Annotated in this window: 10 protein-coding genes; 4 read left to right on the top strand and 6 right to left on the bottom strand. The window is 64.2% G+C overall.

All coding sequences use genetic code 11. The features are described from left to right. Window positions 1–243: 243 nt before the first annotated feature. Complete coding sequence (locus Pla111_RS11545; protein ID WP_146574488.1) at window positions 244–2,097, top strand: mucoidy inhibitor MuiA family protein; 1,854 nt, start codon at window positions 244–246, stop codon at window positions 2,095–2,097. A 16-nt stretch (window positions 2,098–2,113) separates the two neighbouring features. Here Pla111_RS11545 and recQ read toward each other — a convergent pair whose 3' ends face one another. The 3 genes from recQ to Pla111_RS11530 all read right to left on the bottom strand — a co-directional run bounded on the left by recQ (window position 2,114) and on the right by Pla111_RS11530 (window position 6,776). After that, entirely contained in the window at window positions 2,114–4,345 is a 2,232-nt protein-coding gene (gene recQ / locus Pla111_RS11540) for a DNA helicase RecQ (protein WP_231930970.1), read from the bottom strand. 104 nt (window positions 4,346–4,449) lie between these two features. Further along, window positions 4,450–5,865 (bottom strand): PhoPQ-activated pathogenicity-related family protein, encoded by a 1,416-nt coding sequence (locus Pla111_RS11535; RefSeq protein ID WP_146574486.1) that lies wholly within the window; start codon window positions 5,863–5,865, stop codon window positions 4,450–4,452. A gap of 50 nt (window positions 5,866–5,915) precedes the next feature. Further along, window positions 5,916–6,776 (bottom strand): matrixin family metalloprotease, encoded by an 861-nt coding sequence (locus tag Pla111_RS11530; RefSeq protein WP_146574484.1) that lies wholly within the window; start codon window positions 6,774–6,776, stop codon window positions 5,916–5,918. 218 nt (window positions 6,777–6,994) lie between these two features. Between Pla111_RS11530 and alaS the strand changes: the two genes are divergently transcribed. Both alaS and Pla111_RS11520 read left to right on the top strand, forming a co-directional pair. Then, the gene (gene alaS / locus Pla111_RS11525) at window positions 6,995–9,829 is read left to right on the top strand and encodes an alanine--tRNA ligase (RefSeq protein WP_146574482.1); all 2,835 of its coding nucleotides are present in this window, start codon (window positions 6,995–6,997) and stop codon (window positions 9,827–9,829) included. 392 nt (window positions 9,830–10,221) lie between these two features. Beyond that, complete coding sequence (locus Pla111_RS11520) at window positions 10,222–10,626, top strand: hypothetical protein (protein ID WP_146574480.1); 405 nt, start codon at window positions 10,222–10,224, stop codon at window positions 10,624–10,626. A gap of 721 nt (window positions 10,627–11,347) precedes the next feature. Here the strand turns inward: Pla111_RS11520 and Pla111_RS11515 are convergent. After that, a complete protein-coding gene (locus Pla111_RS11515) occupies window positions 11,348–12,844 on the bottom strand; it encodes an endo-1,4-beta-xylanase (protein WP_146574479.1) in 1,497 nt (498 codons plus the stop codon). A 202-nt stretch (window positions 12,845–13,046) separates the two neighbouring features. Here Pla111_RS11515 and Pla111_RS11510 point away from each other — a divergent pair, with 202 nt between their 5' ends. Next, the gene (locus Pla111_RS11510; RefSeq protein ID WP_146574477.1) at window positions 13,047–13,970 is read left to right on the top strand and encodes a phosphoribosylaminoimidazolesuccinocarboxamide synthase; all 924 of its coding nucleotides are present in this window, start codon (window positions 13,047–13,049) and stop codon (window positions 13,968–13,970) included. 15 nt (window positions 13,971–13,985) lie between these two features. Here Pla111_RS11510 and Pla111_RS11505 read toward each other — a convergent pair whose 3' ends face one another. Both Pla111_RS11505 and Pla111_RS11500 read right to left on the bottom strand, forming a co-directional pair. Further along, window positions 13,986–15,068 (bottom strand): DNA integrity scanning protein DisA nucleotide-binding domain protein, encoded by a 1,083-nt coding sequence (locus Pla111_RS11505; protein ID WP_146574476.1) that lies wholly within the window; start codon window positions 15,066–15,068, stop codon window positions 13,986–13,988. A 133-nt stretch (window positions 15,069–15,201) separates the two neighbouring features. Beyond that, on the bottom strand, window positions 15,202–16,995 hold the full coding sequence (locus Pla111_RS11500) for a hypothetical protein (RefSeq protein ID WP_146574475.1): 1,794 nt from the start codon (window positions 16,993–16,995) through the stop codon (window positions 15,202–15,204). Window positions 16,996–17,028: the final 33 nt, after the last annotated feature.

Below are 17,028 nucleotides of genomic sequence, written 5' to 3'. Positions count from 1 at the left end.
AAGGACGGCAATCCCTCGATTCTCTGCGCCACCGGCACGCTAGCAAGCGCCTCGCTCAGGGTGGTCGCCCTCGATTCTTGGTTCTTTTTGCGATTTGGTGGTGCCCTTTTGGCCAGGAGCATCGCTAGGGAATGAGGACCCCCGCGGGAAACCTCTCGAAGCCTCCCCGCGTAGGACCCGCTAGCCGTGGCATCCCTGCCTTGGCAGACCCCCCAACCTTTTCACTCATCCGGGCGAATTCTTATGCGACTGATCTCCTTGCCTTTTCTCCGCTGCTTTGTGGGCCTGCTGGCGTTAGGGCTGCTGAGCGGGCGTATCACGCTGGCGGCTGAGACGCTCACCGATGCAGGACGGGTCGTTGCCGTCACGGTCTTCCAGGGGCAAGCCCTCGTGACACGCGAGGTGACCCTGCCGGAAGCGGCTGGACTCGTCGAAGCAATCGTGACGGGCCTGCCCGAGCAGTTGCTCGCCGGCAGCCTCTATGCGGAGCCGGGGCAGGGGGTTGAGGTGCGTTCGGTTCGTTCGCGGCTGCGGCCCGTGGTGTCAGACGATCGCGCGGAGGTGCGCCAGATCGAAGAACGGCTCGCCGCGCTGGCGGAGCAACGCCAAGAACTCGAAGCCCAGAAGCGACTGCTGACGCAGCGGACCGTTTACCTCGGCAAGCTCGAACAATTTACGGCCGACACCTCGCGTGGTGATCTTGCGACCGGCGTCCTCGATGCCGAGGCCCTCGCGCAGATGACAACCCTCTTGTTTCGCGAGCGCGAAGTGGTTGCCGAGCGCGACGTACAGCTTGCCCGCCGCGCGAAAGAGCTTGACGACGAGATGGCGCTCCTCGCTCGTAAACGCGATACGCTCACCCAGGGTGCCAACCGCACCAGCCGCGAAGCGGTGGTGTTCCTGAGCAAGCAAAAGGGTGCCACCGCGGTACGGCTAAGCTATCTCGTGTCGGGCGCTACCTGGAGCCCTTCCTATAACTTGCGTGCTGCCGAGGACCGTAGCAGGGTCACCGTCGAGTACAACGCCTCGGTCACGCAGATGAGCGGCGAGGACTGGTCCGACGTGGCGATGATCCTCTCAACCGCCACACCGTCGCTCGTAGCGACGGCCCCCAAGCTCGAACCGCTCAGCGTGCGGCTGATCGCCGAAGCGGTGAATCAGCCGGCGCGCCGGTCGAAGGCCGAGCTGTTCTTTGAGCAGAAGAACTTGGCGATCAATCGAGGAAGAGTCCTCAGCGATGGGCTGATGCCGGCGGCGGAATCCGCTTCGGCTCCGGTCCTCGCCAAGTCGAAGGTCAGTGGCGGCTTTGGCGGCGTGTACAGCAACGAACAAGAGCTCTCCCGGTTCGATTCGGGGCTCAACTCGTTGGGGTGCGAACTGCAATTACTCGATCTGAGCGGAAGAACTTCCGACCGCGATCGCAGTCCTACTCAGCCAGAGCCCGCCTCGGAGGGAATGAGCGTCGTCTACCGACTGGCCAACCGGATGTCGCTCCCCAGCCGGAGCGATAAACAGCTGATCCCGATCGTGGCGCTGCCGCTAGAAGCGGAGTTCTACCGCGTGGCGGCTCCGGTGCTGACCAGCTACGTGTACGAAGAGGCGCGGTTGGTGAACAGCACCAAGAGCGTGCTGCTCGCGGGTCCGGCGGCTACTTTTCTGGGCGATCGCTTCGTGGGCCGGGGCGAGGTCCCCTCGATCGCGATCGGCGAAGGGTTTACGGTCGGGCTCGGCATCGACGAGTCGTTGCGGGCTTCGCGCGAGTTGGTTGATAAGTCGGACCGCGTGCAGGGGGGCAATCGCGTAGCACGCTTCGACTATCGATTGACGATCGATAACTTCGGCGACAAGCCGGTCGAGGTGCGGTTGAGCGATCGGCTGCCCACGTCCGACACCGACGCGGTCAAGGTGACGCTCGTCTCCGCCAAGCCGGGGATGAACACGCCCGGTGAGCCAAGCGTCAGCGAGCCAACCAAAGAGGGTTTCCTCAACTGGGTGCTCGGCGTCGCACCGGGGGTGGGCGACGACGCGACCCTTGTCGAATACACCCTGCAGGTGGAACACGACAAGAATCTGAAGCTCAGCGCGGGCGAAAAATGAGCCTCACGGCGAGCGCCTAAACACGTTCGCGATTGGCCAGACATGTGGCGACGATCCGGATCGCGTCGTAATCGACGGTCCCGCCCAGGTGCTCGTGCAGGGGCTTCAGGGCGCGCAGGCCGACCGATTCGATCGCTTCCTCGACGGCCGTAGCGGTTGTGCGATCGACCCACGGCGTGGGATCGGTAACCGATTCGTGCTTGAGGTACTCGCTCAGGTAGCCGGTGACGGTCGAGGGGGCGCGCCCCATCTGGCGCGCCACCTCGGTGATCGCCAGACCTTCGCGAAAGAGCGAGAACGCTGCCATCGCCGAAGCGTTTGCTCCCGATTTGCGCGGGCGCGATGGGCGGCGCGGTGCCTCGGTCGTCGGTACGACTTCGATGTCACCCGCCACGCCATTGGTCGAACAATAGCCGCTGATCGCCGCGACAAAAGCGTCGCCGTAGTCGCGGAGTTTTTTCTCGCCGACGCCCTGCGCATGGCGGAAACCATCGAGTGTCGTCGGTCGGCGTCGGGCCAGATCGCGGAGCGTGGTGTCGCCGAACACCACGTAGGCCGGCACCGAGCGCTCGGTCGCCAAATGTGATCGTAGCGCGCGCAGCTGCTCGAACAACGCGCGATCGACCCCCTCCCAGCTCTCAGTCGCGCGGTTGCGGCCCGCGGGTTTATCGCTTCCGGCGGCGCTGGCGCGGAGCAGCTTGGGCTCGGCCTCGCCCTTGAGCAACTGGCGACCCGATTCGGTAATGTGCAGCACGCCGTATTCTCCGGCCTTGAGCAAGAAGCCCTGGCTGACGAGCTGCTCGACCCAATCGCGGATGTCGCCCGTGCGCTGATCCTTCAGCAGCCCATAGGTGCTAAGGCGGTCGTGACCGAGCTGCAGCACCCGCTCTTCGGTCGATCCGGCGAGCACTTTGGTGGTGTGATCGGCTCCGTAACGCTGCTCAAGCCGCGCGACGCACGACACGATTTTCTGCGCTAGCAGCAGGGCGTCGTCGACCAGGTCCAGTTCACCAAGACAGACGTCACAAGCGCCGCAGTTGTTGTGGCTGAACGGCTGGCCGAAGTGCTCGACGAGCTGTTTGTGGCGGCATGAAACGCCGCCGCAGTAGCCGCTCATGCCGTCCAGTGCGCGGAGGGCACCATCGAGCGAGTCGGCACTTCCATCGCCCACGCCCGGGTCGGCCGAGGATTCGATGATCCGCTTCCACAGCGCCGCGTCGCCGCGGCTGTAGAGCAGCAGACAATCGGAAGGCAGGCCGTCGCGGCCCGCCCGACCCGCTTCCTGCTGGTAGTTCTCCAGCGACTTGGGCATCCCGGCGTGAACGACAAAGCGCACATCGGGTTTATCGATCCCCATGCCAAACGCAACGGTGGCGACAATCACCTCCGCGCGGTCGTTGAGGAAATCATCCTGATGGCGTTTGCGATCTTCGTCGGTCAGGCCCGCATGGTAGGGCTTGGCCTTGACGCCCAGCCCGACGAGCGCCGCCGCCGTCTTCTCCACCTCTTTGCGACTGATGCAGTAGACAATGCCGGACTCGCCCCGGTGTTGCTCGATAACGCGTTGGATCTGTCCCATGCGTCCTGCCGCGCTGCGGACCCGATAGATGAGGTTCAGTCGGTCGAACGAGCCGACGAGCATCTCGGCGTCGGCCAGACCGAGCTGGCGTGCGATATCGTCCCGGACCGCCTCGGTGGCGGTCGCGGTGTAGGCGTGAACGCCGATGTGGGGGAACACTTCTTTAAGGCGTGCCAGACCGCGGTACTCGGGGCGAAAATCGTGACCCCAGCTGCTGATGCAGTGCGCCTCGTCGATCGCGGCGAGCGAGACATTGGCTTGCGCGAGCATCGACAGGGTTCCGTCCAGCAGCAACCGCTCGGGGGCGACGTACAGCAGCTTGAGCTGTTCGCCGCGGATCTGTTCCATCACCTCGCGTCGCTCATCGGTCGAGAGGGTGCTGTTGAGGTACGCCGCAGAGACCCCGGCTGAACGGAGCGTATCGACCTGGTCTTTCATCAGCGAGATGAGCGGCGAGACGACGAGCGCCATCCCCCCCATCGCCACGGCCGGGGCTTGAAAGCACAGGCTCTTGCCGCCACCCGTGGGGAGCACCACGACCGAGTCGCGGCCGTCCATGACGGCGGCCATCGCCTCGCGCTGCAGCGGGCGAAACGAGTCGTAGCCCCAGTAGCGCTGCATCGTTTTAAGCAACGCGGCTTCGTGCGGTGTTATGGCGCTATTGGTCACCCGAGTCCTTGGATGCGATCGCTCTGAAGAATGAAGTGCTTGCGTCTAGAGGTTTATCATAGAGGATCGCTTTAGCCTGATGCACCGTCCCGGTCAGGCTGAATTTATTCGCCACCCGCAAACGGCTCGACGTCCGGCGCGACCCACACTGGGGTGCTGATGCGCCATGGGACGCCGGCCCCGATGTCGAAAGTGAAGCGGGCGAAGGTGGCCGAATATCCTTCTGCCGGAGGTTCGATCGCGATGCGGTACGTGCCGCTACCGTCCGCTTCGAGCGGCCTCGATTCATAGGCAGCGCCAATCAGCGCGTGACGGAAGTCTCGCCCCGCGGGGTTCACGGCCCGCCACAGCACGGCCTCGATCGGTTTGGCAGAGCAGGTTACCACATGCTCCGCCCCGGTGGAGTCGCCAGTCCACGTGACCGTGGGCCGTGTCAGCCCGTGTGCGACCGATGCGTGCAGCGCGATGACCGTCTCCAGGGCGTCGGTGCCGCGCAGCGAGTGGCCCGTGTTGGGCGTGTAAGAGAGGTGTTTTTCGCCGATAAGATCGTCGTAATAAAACCGGGACGAGTCGGGCAGAAAAAACTCGTCGCCCGCGGCGTTCACCATGACCTTGGGAAGACTCAGCCGAGAGCGATAGGCGTAAGGATCAACGATCGAGAGGATCGCCTGCCCCTCGGGCTGATCGAGCTTGTCGGCGATGCCTTGTTTTTCGTAGTCTTTCAGGGCCCGCGACCAAGCGCCGTAGCAGGCCCGATGGTGCCGCATTGAGGGTCCGATGTTGAGCATGTCGATGACGATCGGGGCGATTGCCGCGACACGCTTATCCACAATCGCGGTCAGCCAGGTCGTCCAGCCGCGTTTCGAGGCTCCGGCCACGGTGAACCGCTTGATCGCCGGCGCGCCGTCGACTTCGGCAACGGCCGCCTGCACCGCATCCATCGCCCGGACGGCCGACTTGGCCATCGCGAGTTGGGCGAGCCAGGTGGGGTCTTCTGTGGCGGCAAACCGGTTCCAGGTGGCCGCCAGCAGATCGTCTTCATACCGATCGCGGTGCGGGGCGTCGCTGCCGTAGACAATCGTCGGTTGGTTGGGTACGCAGGTGAGCATCGCTGCGACAGAGCGGCTCGCCAGCGCGGCCTCGCGGATCTGGTTGCTTGCGGCGTTCGGGGGCGGATCGTTGTTCGAGCCCCCTGCGATATAGAGCAAAGCGGCGTCCGACTGAGCGCTGTGCGGAATGACGAGGGTGATTCCGTGCCGCCACACGCCGCGGCTGACTTCGTCATCGTCGCGCCAGCGCTGCGAGGTCATTTCCAGCACGAGTTCCGTGCGGTCCTCATGAGCTTGCTTGCTCAGCACGCGCCAAGCGAAGGTGTCGTCGGCTGCGGCGACGTAGTCATCCAGCGGCGAGACGGCAGGCGCTGTCGCGACGGGAGCGGCGGCCTGCGCGAAGACTGCGGGGCGGGTCGCGAGGATCGCCCCCCCGGCAACCACCAGGGCGCAGAGAAAATTTAGTCGCATGGCCGAAGACGCTCGTTGGCAGGGGCTCGGAAGCCGCTACGGAGCAATCTTCACCGGCGGCCCGTGCAGGCTACCCCGAAGGCCGCGACCACAACAAGCAGCGCCGCGGTGGGCTCGGGGACGAGTTGTAGCGGCGTGACGCTGCCGATGCCAGCACCATAGATCGCCCGGACGCCGGCGATATCGGCGGGCCACAGCATGCCGGTGCCCGGCCCGCTGCGGCGTGGCGCGGCAAACCACATGGCCGCTTCCGACGTGGTCGAGTGTGCCAAGCCCAGCGCGTGGCCGATCTCGTGGGTGAGGATGCCCAAGATGTCGGGCTGGCTGGGCGTGCCGACAATGCCCCAGCGATCGCCGTTGTCGAAGTGGATATCGCCGCCGATGGCTCCCGCCGAGGGGGCCGGGAACCACGCGAGCGCTTTAGCGACCGGCATGCCGTTCTGTTCGTCAGTGCCGTTGATAAAGCGATGACTGATGCGGATCTGTCCGAAGCCGTCTTGCGGCAGCGCGTTGTAGGCCGCGCTGAAGCCAACGAAGACCCTGCCGCCGGCGTCGGGGACTTCGACAAAATGGAGCGGCGCGACCGCGGCCCACAGGCCGAAAGCTTCGGCGGTCACTTGCCGAATAAAATCGGCAGCGATCGGCTGGTTGCTGGGGTCCAGCATGCCGCCGTCAAGAAAGTTGTTGTAGCTATAAGTGATCGTGATCGGCGTGCCATCGCCGCCGGGTTGCGGCCACTGAACGCCGTCTCCCTGCAGCACGTAGCCGGGGTTGGGGTCGTCCGTAGCGGCAACGGGAGCCCGGTCGCACGGTGTACAGCCCATCGCCGCACAGAACGAGCACGCCTGAGCGTGTTCCGCCAGGGCGACCCACACAACGAGACTAGCAAACAGAGCAAGAATGCGTGACAAGCTCGTTGACTCCGTCGGGACTTGGGGGCATCGGCAAGTGATTTCGGCGATCTGGCAATCCAGTATGGGCGGGCTCTGCCCCGGCTGCAACGTATTTCGGAGCCCCTGTAGCCCGAAGGATCCGTTCCTCGGCGAGCCCGTAGCGGGTACGATTCGGAGCTCTGCCGCGGCCCCGTAGGGTCGCCAAGCCCGCCGAATGCCGCCTCCCCTTTGCTTTTATGAAGACCGACGAGCTCCGCGAAAAGTACCTTGCCTTCTTTGAGTCGAAGGGCCACACCCGCGTCGCCAGCGACGTGCTCGTGCCGACCTGGGACCCCAGCGTGCTGTTCACCCCGGCGGGGATGAACCAGTTCAAGGACCACTTCCTGGGCAAGGTGAAGCTCGACTACACCCGGGCCACGACTTGCCAGAAGTGCATGCGTACCGGCGATATCGACAATGTGGGCCGCACCCCCCGGCATCACACGTTCTTCGAGATGCTGGGCAACTTCAGCTTCGGCGATTATTTCAAGCGCGACGCGATCCATTGGGCCTGGGAGTTTCTCACGGACAAGAAATGGCTGGGGCTTCCCGCCGAGTCGTTGTCGGTGACAGTCTACAAAGATGACCAAGAGGCGGCCGCCATCTGGCGCGACCAGATCGGTCTGCCACCCGCCCGGATCTCGTTTGAAGACGAGGACGAAAACTTCTGGCCGGCGAGCGCTCCCAGCGAGGGACCGGACGGCGTGTGCGGCCCGTGCAGCGAGATCTACTACACCGCCACGCTTGCCGATGGCAGCCGGGCCGAGCCGCTCGAGATCTGGAACCTGGTATTCACCCAGTTCAATCGTGTGGGCGATCCGCCGGACAACCTGCGTCCGCTGCCGAGCAAGAACATCGACACCGGCATGGGCCTTGAGCGAACTGCCGCGGCGCTGCAGGGGGTGCCCACCAATTTTCACATCGACACGCTCCGGCCGATTGTCGATGCCGCGGCGGAAGTGTGCGGCGTGAAATACGTCTACGACAGCGACACGGGACGACGCTTGCGGCGCATCACCGATCATCTCCGCGCGTGCGCTTTCGCGGTTCATGAAAATGTGTATCCGGGTGCCAACAAAGAGAAGTATGTCGTGAAGCGGTTGCTGCGTCGCGCGGTCCTCGACGGCCATCAGATGGGCTTGCGTGATCCGTTTCTTTACAAGCTCGTGCCGAAGGTGGCGGAGGTGATGGCCAACCCCTACCCCGAGCTTTCCGAGACACGGGAGCGCGTCGCGAGCGTCATTCAGAAAGAGGAGGCCAACTTCTTCGGCACGATCGATGACGGCTTGAACCGTATCGAGCGGGTCTTCGACGAGATGCGTACCGATAACCGCACGGCGGTCGATGGTGCCTTCGCAGCGGAGCTGTACCAGACGTACGGCGTGCCGCCTGAGCTGTTCGAGAGCCTTGCCGCTGATCAGAAGTTGGCCTTCGACTGGGACAGTTACCGTCGTGCGATGGAGGAGCACGGCGAGGCTTCGGGCAAGCTCACCCACACAGTCATGGGTGCCAAGGGGCCGATGGACTCGCTCAAGCAGGCGGGGCACGCCACCGAATTCCTCGGCTACGACACCACCGAGGCAAACGTCAAAGTGGTGGGGATCGTTGTCGGAACGGGCGAAGACGAGCAGCTCGCCGAAGCGCTGGCCGAAGGACAGCAAGCCCGCGTGGTGCTCGAGGGAACGCCGTTTTACGGCGAGAGCGGCGGCCAAGTGGGCGATACGGGCACGCTGACTGGCGAGAAGGGCGTGTTTGTCGTCACCGATACCCAGAAGGATGGCTCGCTCTTTGTACACTCGGGCAAACTGCTCAAGGGGACCCTCAACTCCGGCGACAGTGTTCTGGCAAAGGTCAACGAAGACCGTCGCGACGCGATCCGTCGTGCGCACTCCGCAACCCACCTGTTGCACCACGCGCTTCAGAAAACGCTCGGCACGCACGCCCAGCAACAGGGCTCAAAAGTCGATGCCGACTGGCTGCGTTTCGACTTCACGAACCTCTCAGCGGTTGAGCCCGAACAACTGGCGACCATCGCCGCCGATGTCGAAGCCGCCGTTGCCGCAGGCGGAGCCGTGCGCTGCGAGACGCTCCCCTTGGCCGAGGCCCGCCAGCAGGGTGCCATGATGCTCTTTGGCGAGAAGTACCCCGACCCCGTGCGGATGGTCTCAATGGGGCCGCTCGACGACCAGCAGGCGTTCAGCCGCGAGTTGTGTGGCGGAACGCACCTGAAGCAGGTCGCGGACGTGGGCGAGTTCGAGATCCTCGCCGAAGAAGGTGTCTCTGCCGGAACGCGGCGCGTGACGGCACTGACCGGCCAGCGCGCCACCGAGCACCGCGCCCAGACGGAAGCGATTCTGGCGGCCTTGGCCAGCACGCTGGGAGTGAAGTCAGAGACCGTGGTCGAGGCGGTCGGGCGGTTGGTAGCGCGGCAGCGGGCCCTCAAGAAGAAGCTCGCCGGCGGGGGCGAGGTCGAGCCGACGCCCGCGCAGCTCCGGGGGCCCGAGCTCAAGACGTATGCTCAGAAGCGACAGGCGGTTGCCGATGTCTCGCGGCAGCTTTCGGTGGCCCCCGTCGCGTCCGCCGAGCGCGTTGCGGCATTGATGGCCGAGATCGAAACGCTCGAAGCGCAGGTGAAGAACCGCGAAGCAGCCGGCCCCCTGTCGGCAGAGACGCTGCTCGAGGCCGCAACCCAGATTGCCGGCGTGACGACGGTTATCGCGCACACGCCCGACGCACCTGTGGGCTTGCTCCGTCAGCTGATCGACGCGATCCGCCAGAAGAAGCAGCCGGCCGCGGTGCTGTTTGCCTCGACCGAGGGAGACGACAAAGTGACCCTCATTGCCGCGGTGACCAAAGACCTGGTCGAGCGGGGGGTGACCGCCAAGGACTGGATCGGACCCGTGGCAGCGGTGGTGGGGGGGGGCGGCGGCGGACGGCCGGATATGGCCCAAGCCGGCGGTAAACTGCCCGCCAAGACCCCCGAGGCGCTCGCGGTGGCGAAGAGCACGCTCGAGAAGCTCCTTGGTTCGTAAGTTGCGATTGATTGCCCAGCCTTGCCGTGCTGGCGCCGCGACAAAATAGCACGCATTTTCGTGCCGTTTGCAATTGATATTCGCGCTCGCCATGCGCTAGTCTGATTTATGGGCGATGGCCTTACCCAAGGCGGCACGCCGAGGCGATTCTTCTCTTGAACGACACCTTCGACAAGCAAGCAGCAGGCTGCCCACGGGCCGCTGGGCTTGCGAGTTCCTTCGGTCGGTGACGCCGCTGATCTTGCGGTCGGTTTGAAGCGATTCTTCAGCGGCTGCGGGATGCTTTTCATTAACAGGATCTTGTCCGAAGGAGTGGTAAAATGATGACCCAAACGGAAGCGCGCGCACGCCGCGCAACAAGGAATCGTTCGCTGCTAGTCACTCAACCTGCGGTGCCAGACCGTCTCACGAAGGAAGAGTCCACACCGAGCGCATGCGAGTGCCTCGTCACGCAGCGCGGCCCGAACTGGCTGTTCGTGAGCGTATCGGGACCCGACCGGGTCGAGCCGTCACGTCTGGCGGAGCAAATTTGGTCGGTGGCGCAAGAGCACTTCACGTATCGACTTGTGGTGGAGCTGTCCGAGAATGCGTGCCGTCCCCATCACGCGCTGTACTACCGCGAAGGCTTGCGTCTGCTGCAAGTGCGGCTGGAGGCAACCGGCGGCGCGCTCCGCCTGTGCGGTTTGCGGCCCGAACAGACGCACGAAGTATGCGACGCCCCGCACTGCGATCGCCTGCGCAACCACGCCACTCCCCGCGACGCAGTTACCGGGCACGTCTGCGGCGATCAAGGCTGAAACGCACTGCGGAAGGGTAACTCTGATGGCACGCAATCAATCCCGACGCGCTAGCCCCGGTTAAAAGCGGTGTGCGTAGTTGACCGCGTAAGATCGTCTGACGGTTGCCATTGCTAGAGTGAGCAGAGCGGGCACCAACGCACTTGGCTCAGGTACGTGGCTTACCCGCATTCGGTAGCCGTGGGTCTGGCCATTGAGAATGCCAGTGCCGGTAACCCAATTGTTGTCGTTGATGTCGTTGGCTGTTCGGAATGATCGCCGGTCAGTACTGACCGGAAGACAACAGGCTATTCGCCGTGAAAACCGCCCGACCGAAAACGGAATTGTCAGGCAGGATTGATAGCCCGTAAGTCTCGTCCCGCCACCTACCGGCCCCAGTGTCTGGATGACTTGTGCTTGTAAGAAACTCGCTGCGAGAAAAAAAGAGAACGTCATCAACAAGCGAAGGCGGCTTGCTAATTGCAAAGCACTCCGCGAGATCTGTGCAGGCATTAGCGGCTCCCGATAAGAGAAGGCGAGAAGGCACAGAAGAGAAGACGAAGTAGAACGGCACAGAAGAACGGCACAGAAAAGAAAGCCGCTGAAAAGCCTCAGAGGCTCATGTGGCCGTTGTGCGCAATCTAGGGTAAGGAAGTGCGCAATACCAGGAATTTCCCCGCTCTCGGCCCTCTAAGTCCGATCACAAGGCGCTCGCGAGAGCCTTTTCGTTGGCGATCGTGGACTAAGCCAAGTACTCGGCCCGCAAGCGCTGCAACTCAGCGACGATCGGCTTCTCGGCGTTCTTCGCGTCGTACAGACCGCCGTGGGGGAAGCAGTGCGGCAGGGCGTCGCTCAGATGGCCCCAGAGGATCACCTGCACAGCGTTCTTGGCCAGCAGCATGGTGAGGCGATCCCGCGCCCACGTGGCCTGCCACTCAGGCGTAACGAGTTGGTCGTTGCCTTCGCCCCCCGCCACAACTTTCATTTGCGGGTCGGCCTTGGAGTCCTTCTTGGGCGAGCTGGGCAGCGTCAGCGTCAGCATCAGCGGCGACTCGAGCCGCACGTTCCATAGGTCGATCAGGCGGCTGAAGGCGAGTGGGTTGCGGAGCGCCGTGGCGAGCGGGTAGTAGCCGATATTGAGCTCCAAGTCGAAACCGGCGATGCCCAGATCGGCCCGTTCTAATGCGTCGGCAAAATCGAGGGGGGCGAGCTCCGTCTCCGTGCGGCCGCGGTACTCTCCCCAGGGCTGATCGATTCCTACGACGACCGGCGTCTGCGGATCGATCTGGCGCACCGCCTTCACGGCTCCCGCGACGATCGACAGCCGGTGTTCGTCTGACAGCGACAGCACGCCCGTTCGATTGACCCGCGAAGCGACGTTCCAGAGCTGTACGCGTCCCTTGTAACGCTCGACTGCGGAACGAACGTGGCCGATCATCAGCGAGGCCAACGTGTCGAGGTCTCCCTCCCACAGATAAGCCCAGTCGGGCAGCCGACGATCGTCGAACTCGAGCAGCGGACCACCGCAAACGCGCAAGCCGTTTGAGCGCGCCCAGTCGATCACCGCATCGACCTCCGACCAGTCGCGGCGTCCCTCGCTGCGTTCCACAGCCCCCCAGCCGCACGGGGCACCGATCAGGTTGCAGGTTTCGACAATCCGTTGCGAGCGGGCACCGACCGGCTTGTCGCCGGTCAGTCGGACCCCCATCAGCGTGCTCAGCGTTTGTGACCCCGCGCGCCGGAAGGCGAGCGCTTGCTCGGCGTACACGCCGGCAAGGTTGCAAGAGGCCGTCGCGGCCGCCTGAAGGGCCTGGGTCGCCAGGCCGGCGGCAGCGGCCGGGTTAGCTTGCTGGGTAGCAGCGCGGGTGAACAGCCGAGTGGCCTCGGCAACCTCGGCCCGCAGCGGATCTGCCACCGCGAGGCCAAGCTGCTCCCAAGCGCCCATCTGGTCGCGCAGACGGAAGACCAAGCCGCGGGCGAGCTCGACTTCGAGCAGATAGGGGCGCGCCCGCTCCATAAGAGTCGAGGTGGCGATCAACCAGTCGCCGTGCCCCTCGATCGGCCACGGCAGGGTAAAACACCCGGACGCATCTTCGCGGCGCTCGATAACGATCGATGAGCCGTTACGGATCGTGCGGCCGTAATAGGGCGACTCATCGGGCCCGGCGACGAACGATCTTGCCAGGCGATCTTCGCTCAGCAGATCGGCGGATTGGACATCGAACCGAAGCAGGCCCATCGACACGACTCAAAGCAGCGGCTCGTAAGGCGTCCGCCTGAGCAATCCATCGTCCGATCGGCTAGCGATGGCGCGATGTGCCGAGCGGACCGATTCCCCGGCCGACTGGCCGGGGATCTTTCCCCAAGTGGTGAACTGGCAATACTTTAGTTAGGCGTCTGCAAACCCACAACCGTCAACCCTGTCTTGGCCCCCTTCTCCGATGCCGACTGCCACGCCGCTGCTAGCTTCTCATGTGCCGGGCATCGAACCTTTTCGGGGCAAGGTCCGCGACGTTTACGACCTCGGAGAGCACCTGCTGCTTGTCGCGACGGACCGGATCAGCGCTTTTGACTGGGTCCTGCCAACCGGCGTGCCTGACAAAGGGCGGGTGCTGACGGGGCTGAGCGTGTTCTGGTTCGGCCTGATCGCCGAGCACCTGGGCATCGAGCACCATCTGGTCACCGACGACGTTGCCGCCATGCCGCTGCCGACTGGCACGGACCGCGCAGCCCTGGCCGGCCGCTCGATGCTGTGCCTCAAGGGGCGGGTCGTTCCGTACGAGTGCGTCGCCCGAGGCTATTTGGCGGGTTCCGGGTGGAACGAGTACCAAGCATCGCGGTCGGTATGCGGCGAACCGCTGCCGACAGGCCTCGTCGCGAGCCAGCAACTCCCGCAGCCGATTTTTACCCCGGCCACCAAGGCCGAGCAGGGGGACCACGACGAGAATGTCTCGTACGAGCGGATGCGTCGCGACATTGGCGACGCCTTGGCGGGGGAGCTCCGCGAGCAGACGCTGCGGCTGTACGGTTTCGCCGCCGACCACGCGCTGAAACAAGGTTTGCTGCTCGCCGATACGAAGTTTGAGTTCGCCCAGGTGGGTGCCGCGGGTAGCGAGCGGCTGATCCTCATTGATGAGGCACTCACGCCTGACAGCAGCCGCTACTGGCCGGCGGAGGGTTACCAACCGGGTCAGGCGCAACCTTCGTTCGACAAACAGTATGTCCGCGATTGGTTGCTTGCGAGCGATTGGGACCGGGCGAGCCCGCCCCCCGCGTTGCCGGCGGAAGTTGTCCTGCGGACCCGTGAGAAGTACATCGAGGCGTTCGAGCGGTTGACCGGTCGGGGGTTTACTCCCGCGTTTTGAGGATCGGTCTGTTTGCTAGCCGCCGGCGTCTTGAGCGGAATCGGACTGATCGGGGGGCAGCGCTTCAGCCGCTTTGGCCTTGGTCGTTTTTGCCTTGGACTTGGCGCTCTTGGTGGGCTTGGGGGAAGCCGCCCCGCGATCGCGGTCTGCTTCCGCCTCGAAGTCGCGCCATGTCATCGCGCGGTTGAGCGGTTCAATGCGAAGCACCACCTCGCCATTCTGAAAGACACGCACCGTGCCGCTCGATGCGCTAACGGCGATGGCGATCGCTTCGGTGGCGCGGCTGACCTGGGCGGCGGCCCAGTGCCGCGCGCCGAGCCCCTTGCTGAGCGAGATCTCGCGCGATGCCGGAGCCGAAAGGTGCTGGGCCGAGGCGATCACCGTACCATTGGCCGAGACGATAAAAGCCCCGTCCATCTGCGCGATTTCTTTGACCCCCTCGCGGACCTTGGTGTCGGACAGGCTGCGCTCCGCGGCGCTGTAGCCGCGGACCGGGTCGAAGCCCATGGGCTTGCTCAGTTCCAGTGTTTTGCGGTGATCACCGACCACCATCAGCGTGCCGACCGGCTTGCCCTCGCGTCCCTCGCGGCCGATCTCGACCGCCAGATCGATCACGCGCTTGAGGGTTTCGGTGGGCACTTTGGTCTGGATCTGTCGGAGGTCGCGCACCGTGAGCTTGCCCAGATGCTCGCCCAGACGGATCAGGCTGACCGAGTCGATGACGCTGGGCTCGAAGCTGCTGTAGAGCGTGACCACCGTCGAGCCGGTTTCGAGCAGGTCTTCTGAGACCGCCTCGAGCAGCGCCTGAGTGAGCCGCTCGTAGACGGGGGCGTCTCCCATGCCCAGGAGCAGCGTCTCGAAGTTGGCTTCCGAGCCTTCCTCGTCATCGGAGCCTGCGAGCTGATCCTCAGTGTCGGCAGCGACAAGCATCGTATGCTTGCCGAGACACTCCTGGACGCTGGCCCAGTCAAGCGGGCGCTCAGCTAGCACCAGTATGGCTTCCGCGGCGTGTGCGTCGGCCAGCGCCGATGCTGTCTTACAGAAGCCTTCAAGCTGGGGCGAGAAGCGGCGCGTGGACGTGGAACGGGGCGCAGCCATAGGCGTTAGGTCAAGGAAAACCAGCGACGCGGCGGAAGCGTCCTACGCTGCCGAACTCCGCAAGAACGCCCAATCTACGGCACCTGCGCAAAGGGAGCAACGTGATTACCCACTGAACTTGCCGCACGGTGCTCTAGCGGCGTTCGTTGGACTGGTTACTGCCAAACAGACCCAGGAAGCCGCGCGATTCGGGCGGCGTACGCCGGAGGACCCCCCGATAGATCTGGTAATCGCGGTACAGCAAACCCGTAGGATCAACCGCCGCGACCGTTTCTTCGAGGCGTTCATCGTGCGGCCGCAGAACGCGTTTGTCGTAGATCAGCAGCGCGTGCAGCGCGTGGCCACGCGAACCCAGGTGCCATTCTTTATCCGAGTTGTGCGCCATGAGGTTGGTCAGATAATTGATCGCTCGGACCATATTGGACGAGACCAATTCTTCGTCCGAAAGCGAGTAAGCGAGCCATTCGAGCGTGTGACCGGTCGTGCGAATCCGTCGCTCGAGGTCTTCCTCGGCACCGGGCCCGCGGAACCATTCGGTGCTCATGCTGCCATCGGAGTTTTGCAGACGCCAAGCGTAGGCCTGATACTGGGCGACGAACTTGGCGGCTTCCTGATACTCGCCGTCGATCGGCTCATTTCGCGCCTCACGGCGGCGCACCGCCAAGCCGAGTCCTGCCAAACGGTGCGTGCCGCCACAGGCCGCGCCGCGGATCGGTTGGGCACGCTCTTCAGCGATCAGCTTCGAGATACTCCAGGACTCGCCGCGGTCATTCAGCCACGTCGCATCCGAGTCCAGGTAATGACCTAGCCCGATCAGCTTGAAGGTGAGTTCGTCGCCCGCGTAGCAGGTCTTTTGTTCGGCCTTCACGAGATCCTGGATCGTCAGCTGCTTGTCTGCCACGCGGATCGGATAGGTCGGGCTGACGTTGCATTGTGCGAGCATCGCCAAGAATTGGCCCCGATGGCCTTGGATACCGACACCGATCGGCGCATCCAGCTCACCGTCGGAGTTGAGCCGCATTAGCTCTTGCCGCTTGCACGGGCGGTTGAAGCACAGATGGCCCACCGCCGTGATCGGTCGGCCGTTCGGGCCACCATCGAGGATCCGGCTGTGCAGCTCGTAGCTGAGCATGCTGTGCATGATTTCCCACGGATCATGCTGCTGGCTGTTGAGCGGCTGGCGGTAATAGTGCGACAGCACGGTCCGCAGCCGAAAGCGCAGATTGCGCATGCCGCGTGACAACGGTGCCGGTGGTGTCGTGGGCCTGGCGATCGGCGGAGCGGTTGCGATGCTGGTTGACTTGGCAGCGGGTTTTGCTGCGGGCTTAGCCGCAGGCTTGGCGACCGAGGGGGTCGTTGTTGTCGGCCCTGCACTAGCAACCGGTGCCGGCGACTGCGCCGCTGGTTGTGACTGCGCCGCTGGTTGTGACTTCGCCACTGGTTGGGGGGCCGCCGGCCGAACGGGTGGTGTCGTAGTGGACGGAGCGGTGGGTTCAATTCGCTTGGCGTCCTTCTGCGGCCCCACCAGTTTCCTTGGTTCGTCGGTGAGGGGCTGCGGAGAGACGGTCGGAGCGCCGAGCTGCGGGCCCCTGACGGCGGGGCCTTTGATCTCGGCGGGAATGCTGAGTTCGACGGGCAACTCGGGCGGAGCGGCCGGCGAGGCGCTCGCTTCGAAACGCTCGGCGGCGGCGTTAAGCCCCGGACGCCAGTCCAGCGCAGGACGAGCGGCAACACGGATCGGACCGTCCGGCAGGGTGGCGTTGTCGAGCACCGACCGAGGCACGATCTGGTCAAGCGGCGTTACGCCCGTTGCCAGTGGTGACTTCGCGAACGCGTTCGCTGCCGTGCCGACCAGCAAACACCAAACAACCAGTCGAAAACGACAAGATATGGCAAGAAAGTCACTGTAGCCTGAGCCGCTGCGCATAACTCGCCTTTCTCCTGCTCACGTATCGCTTTG

This window comes from Botrimarina hoheduenensis, assembly GCF_007859815.1.
In the GTDB taxonomy this organism is placed as follows: domain Bacteria; phylum Planctomycetota; class Planctomycetia; order Pirellulales; family Lacipirellulaceae; genus Botrimarina; species Botrimarina hoheduenensis.
Note: the sequence above shows the minus strand (reverse complement) of the source record. Positions and strands in the feature narration are given on the sequence as shown.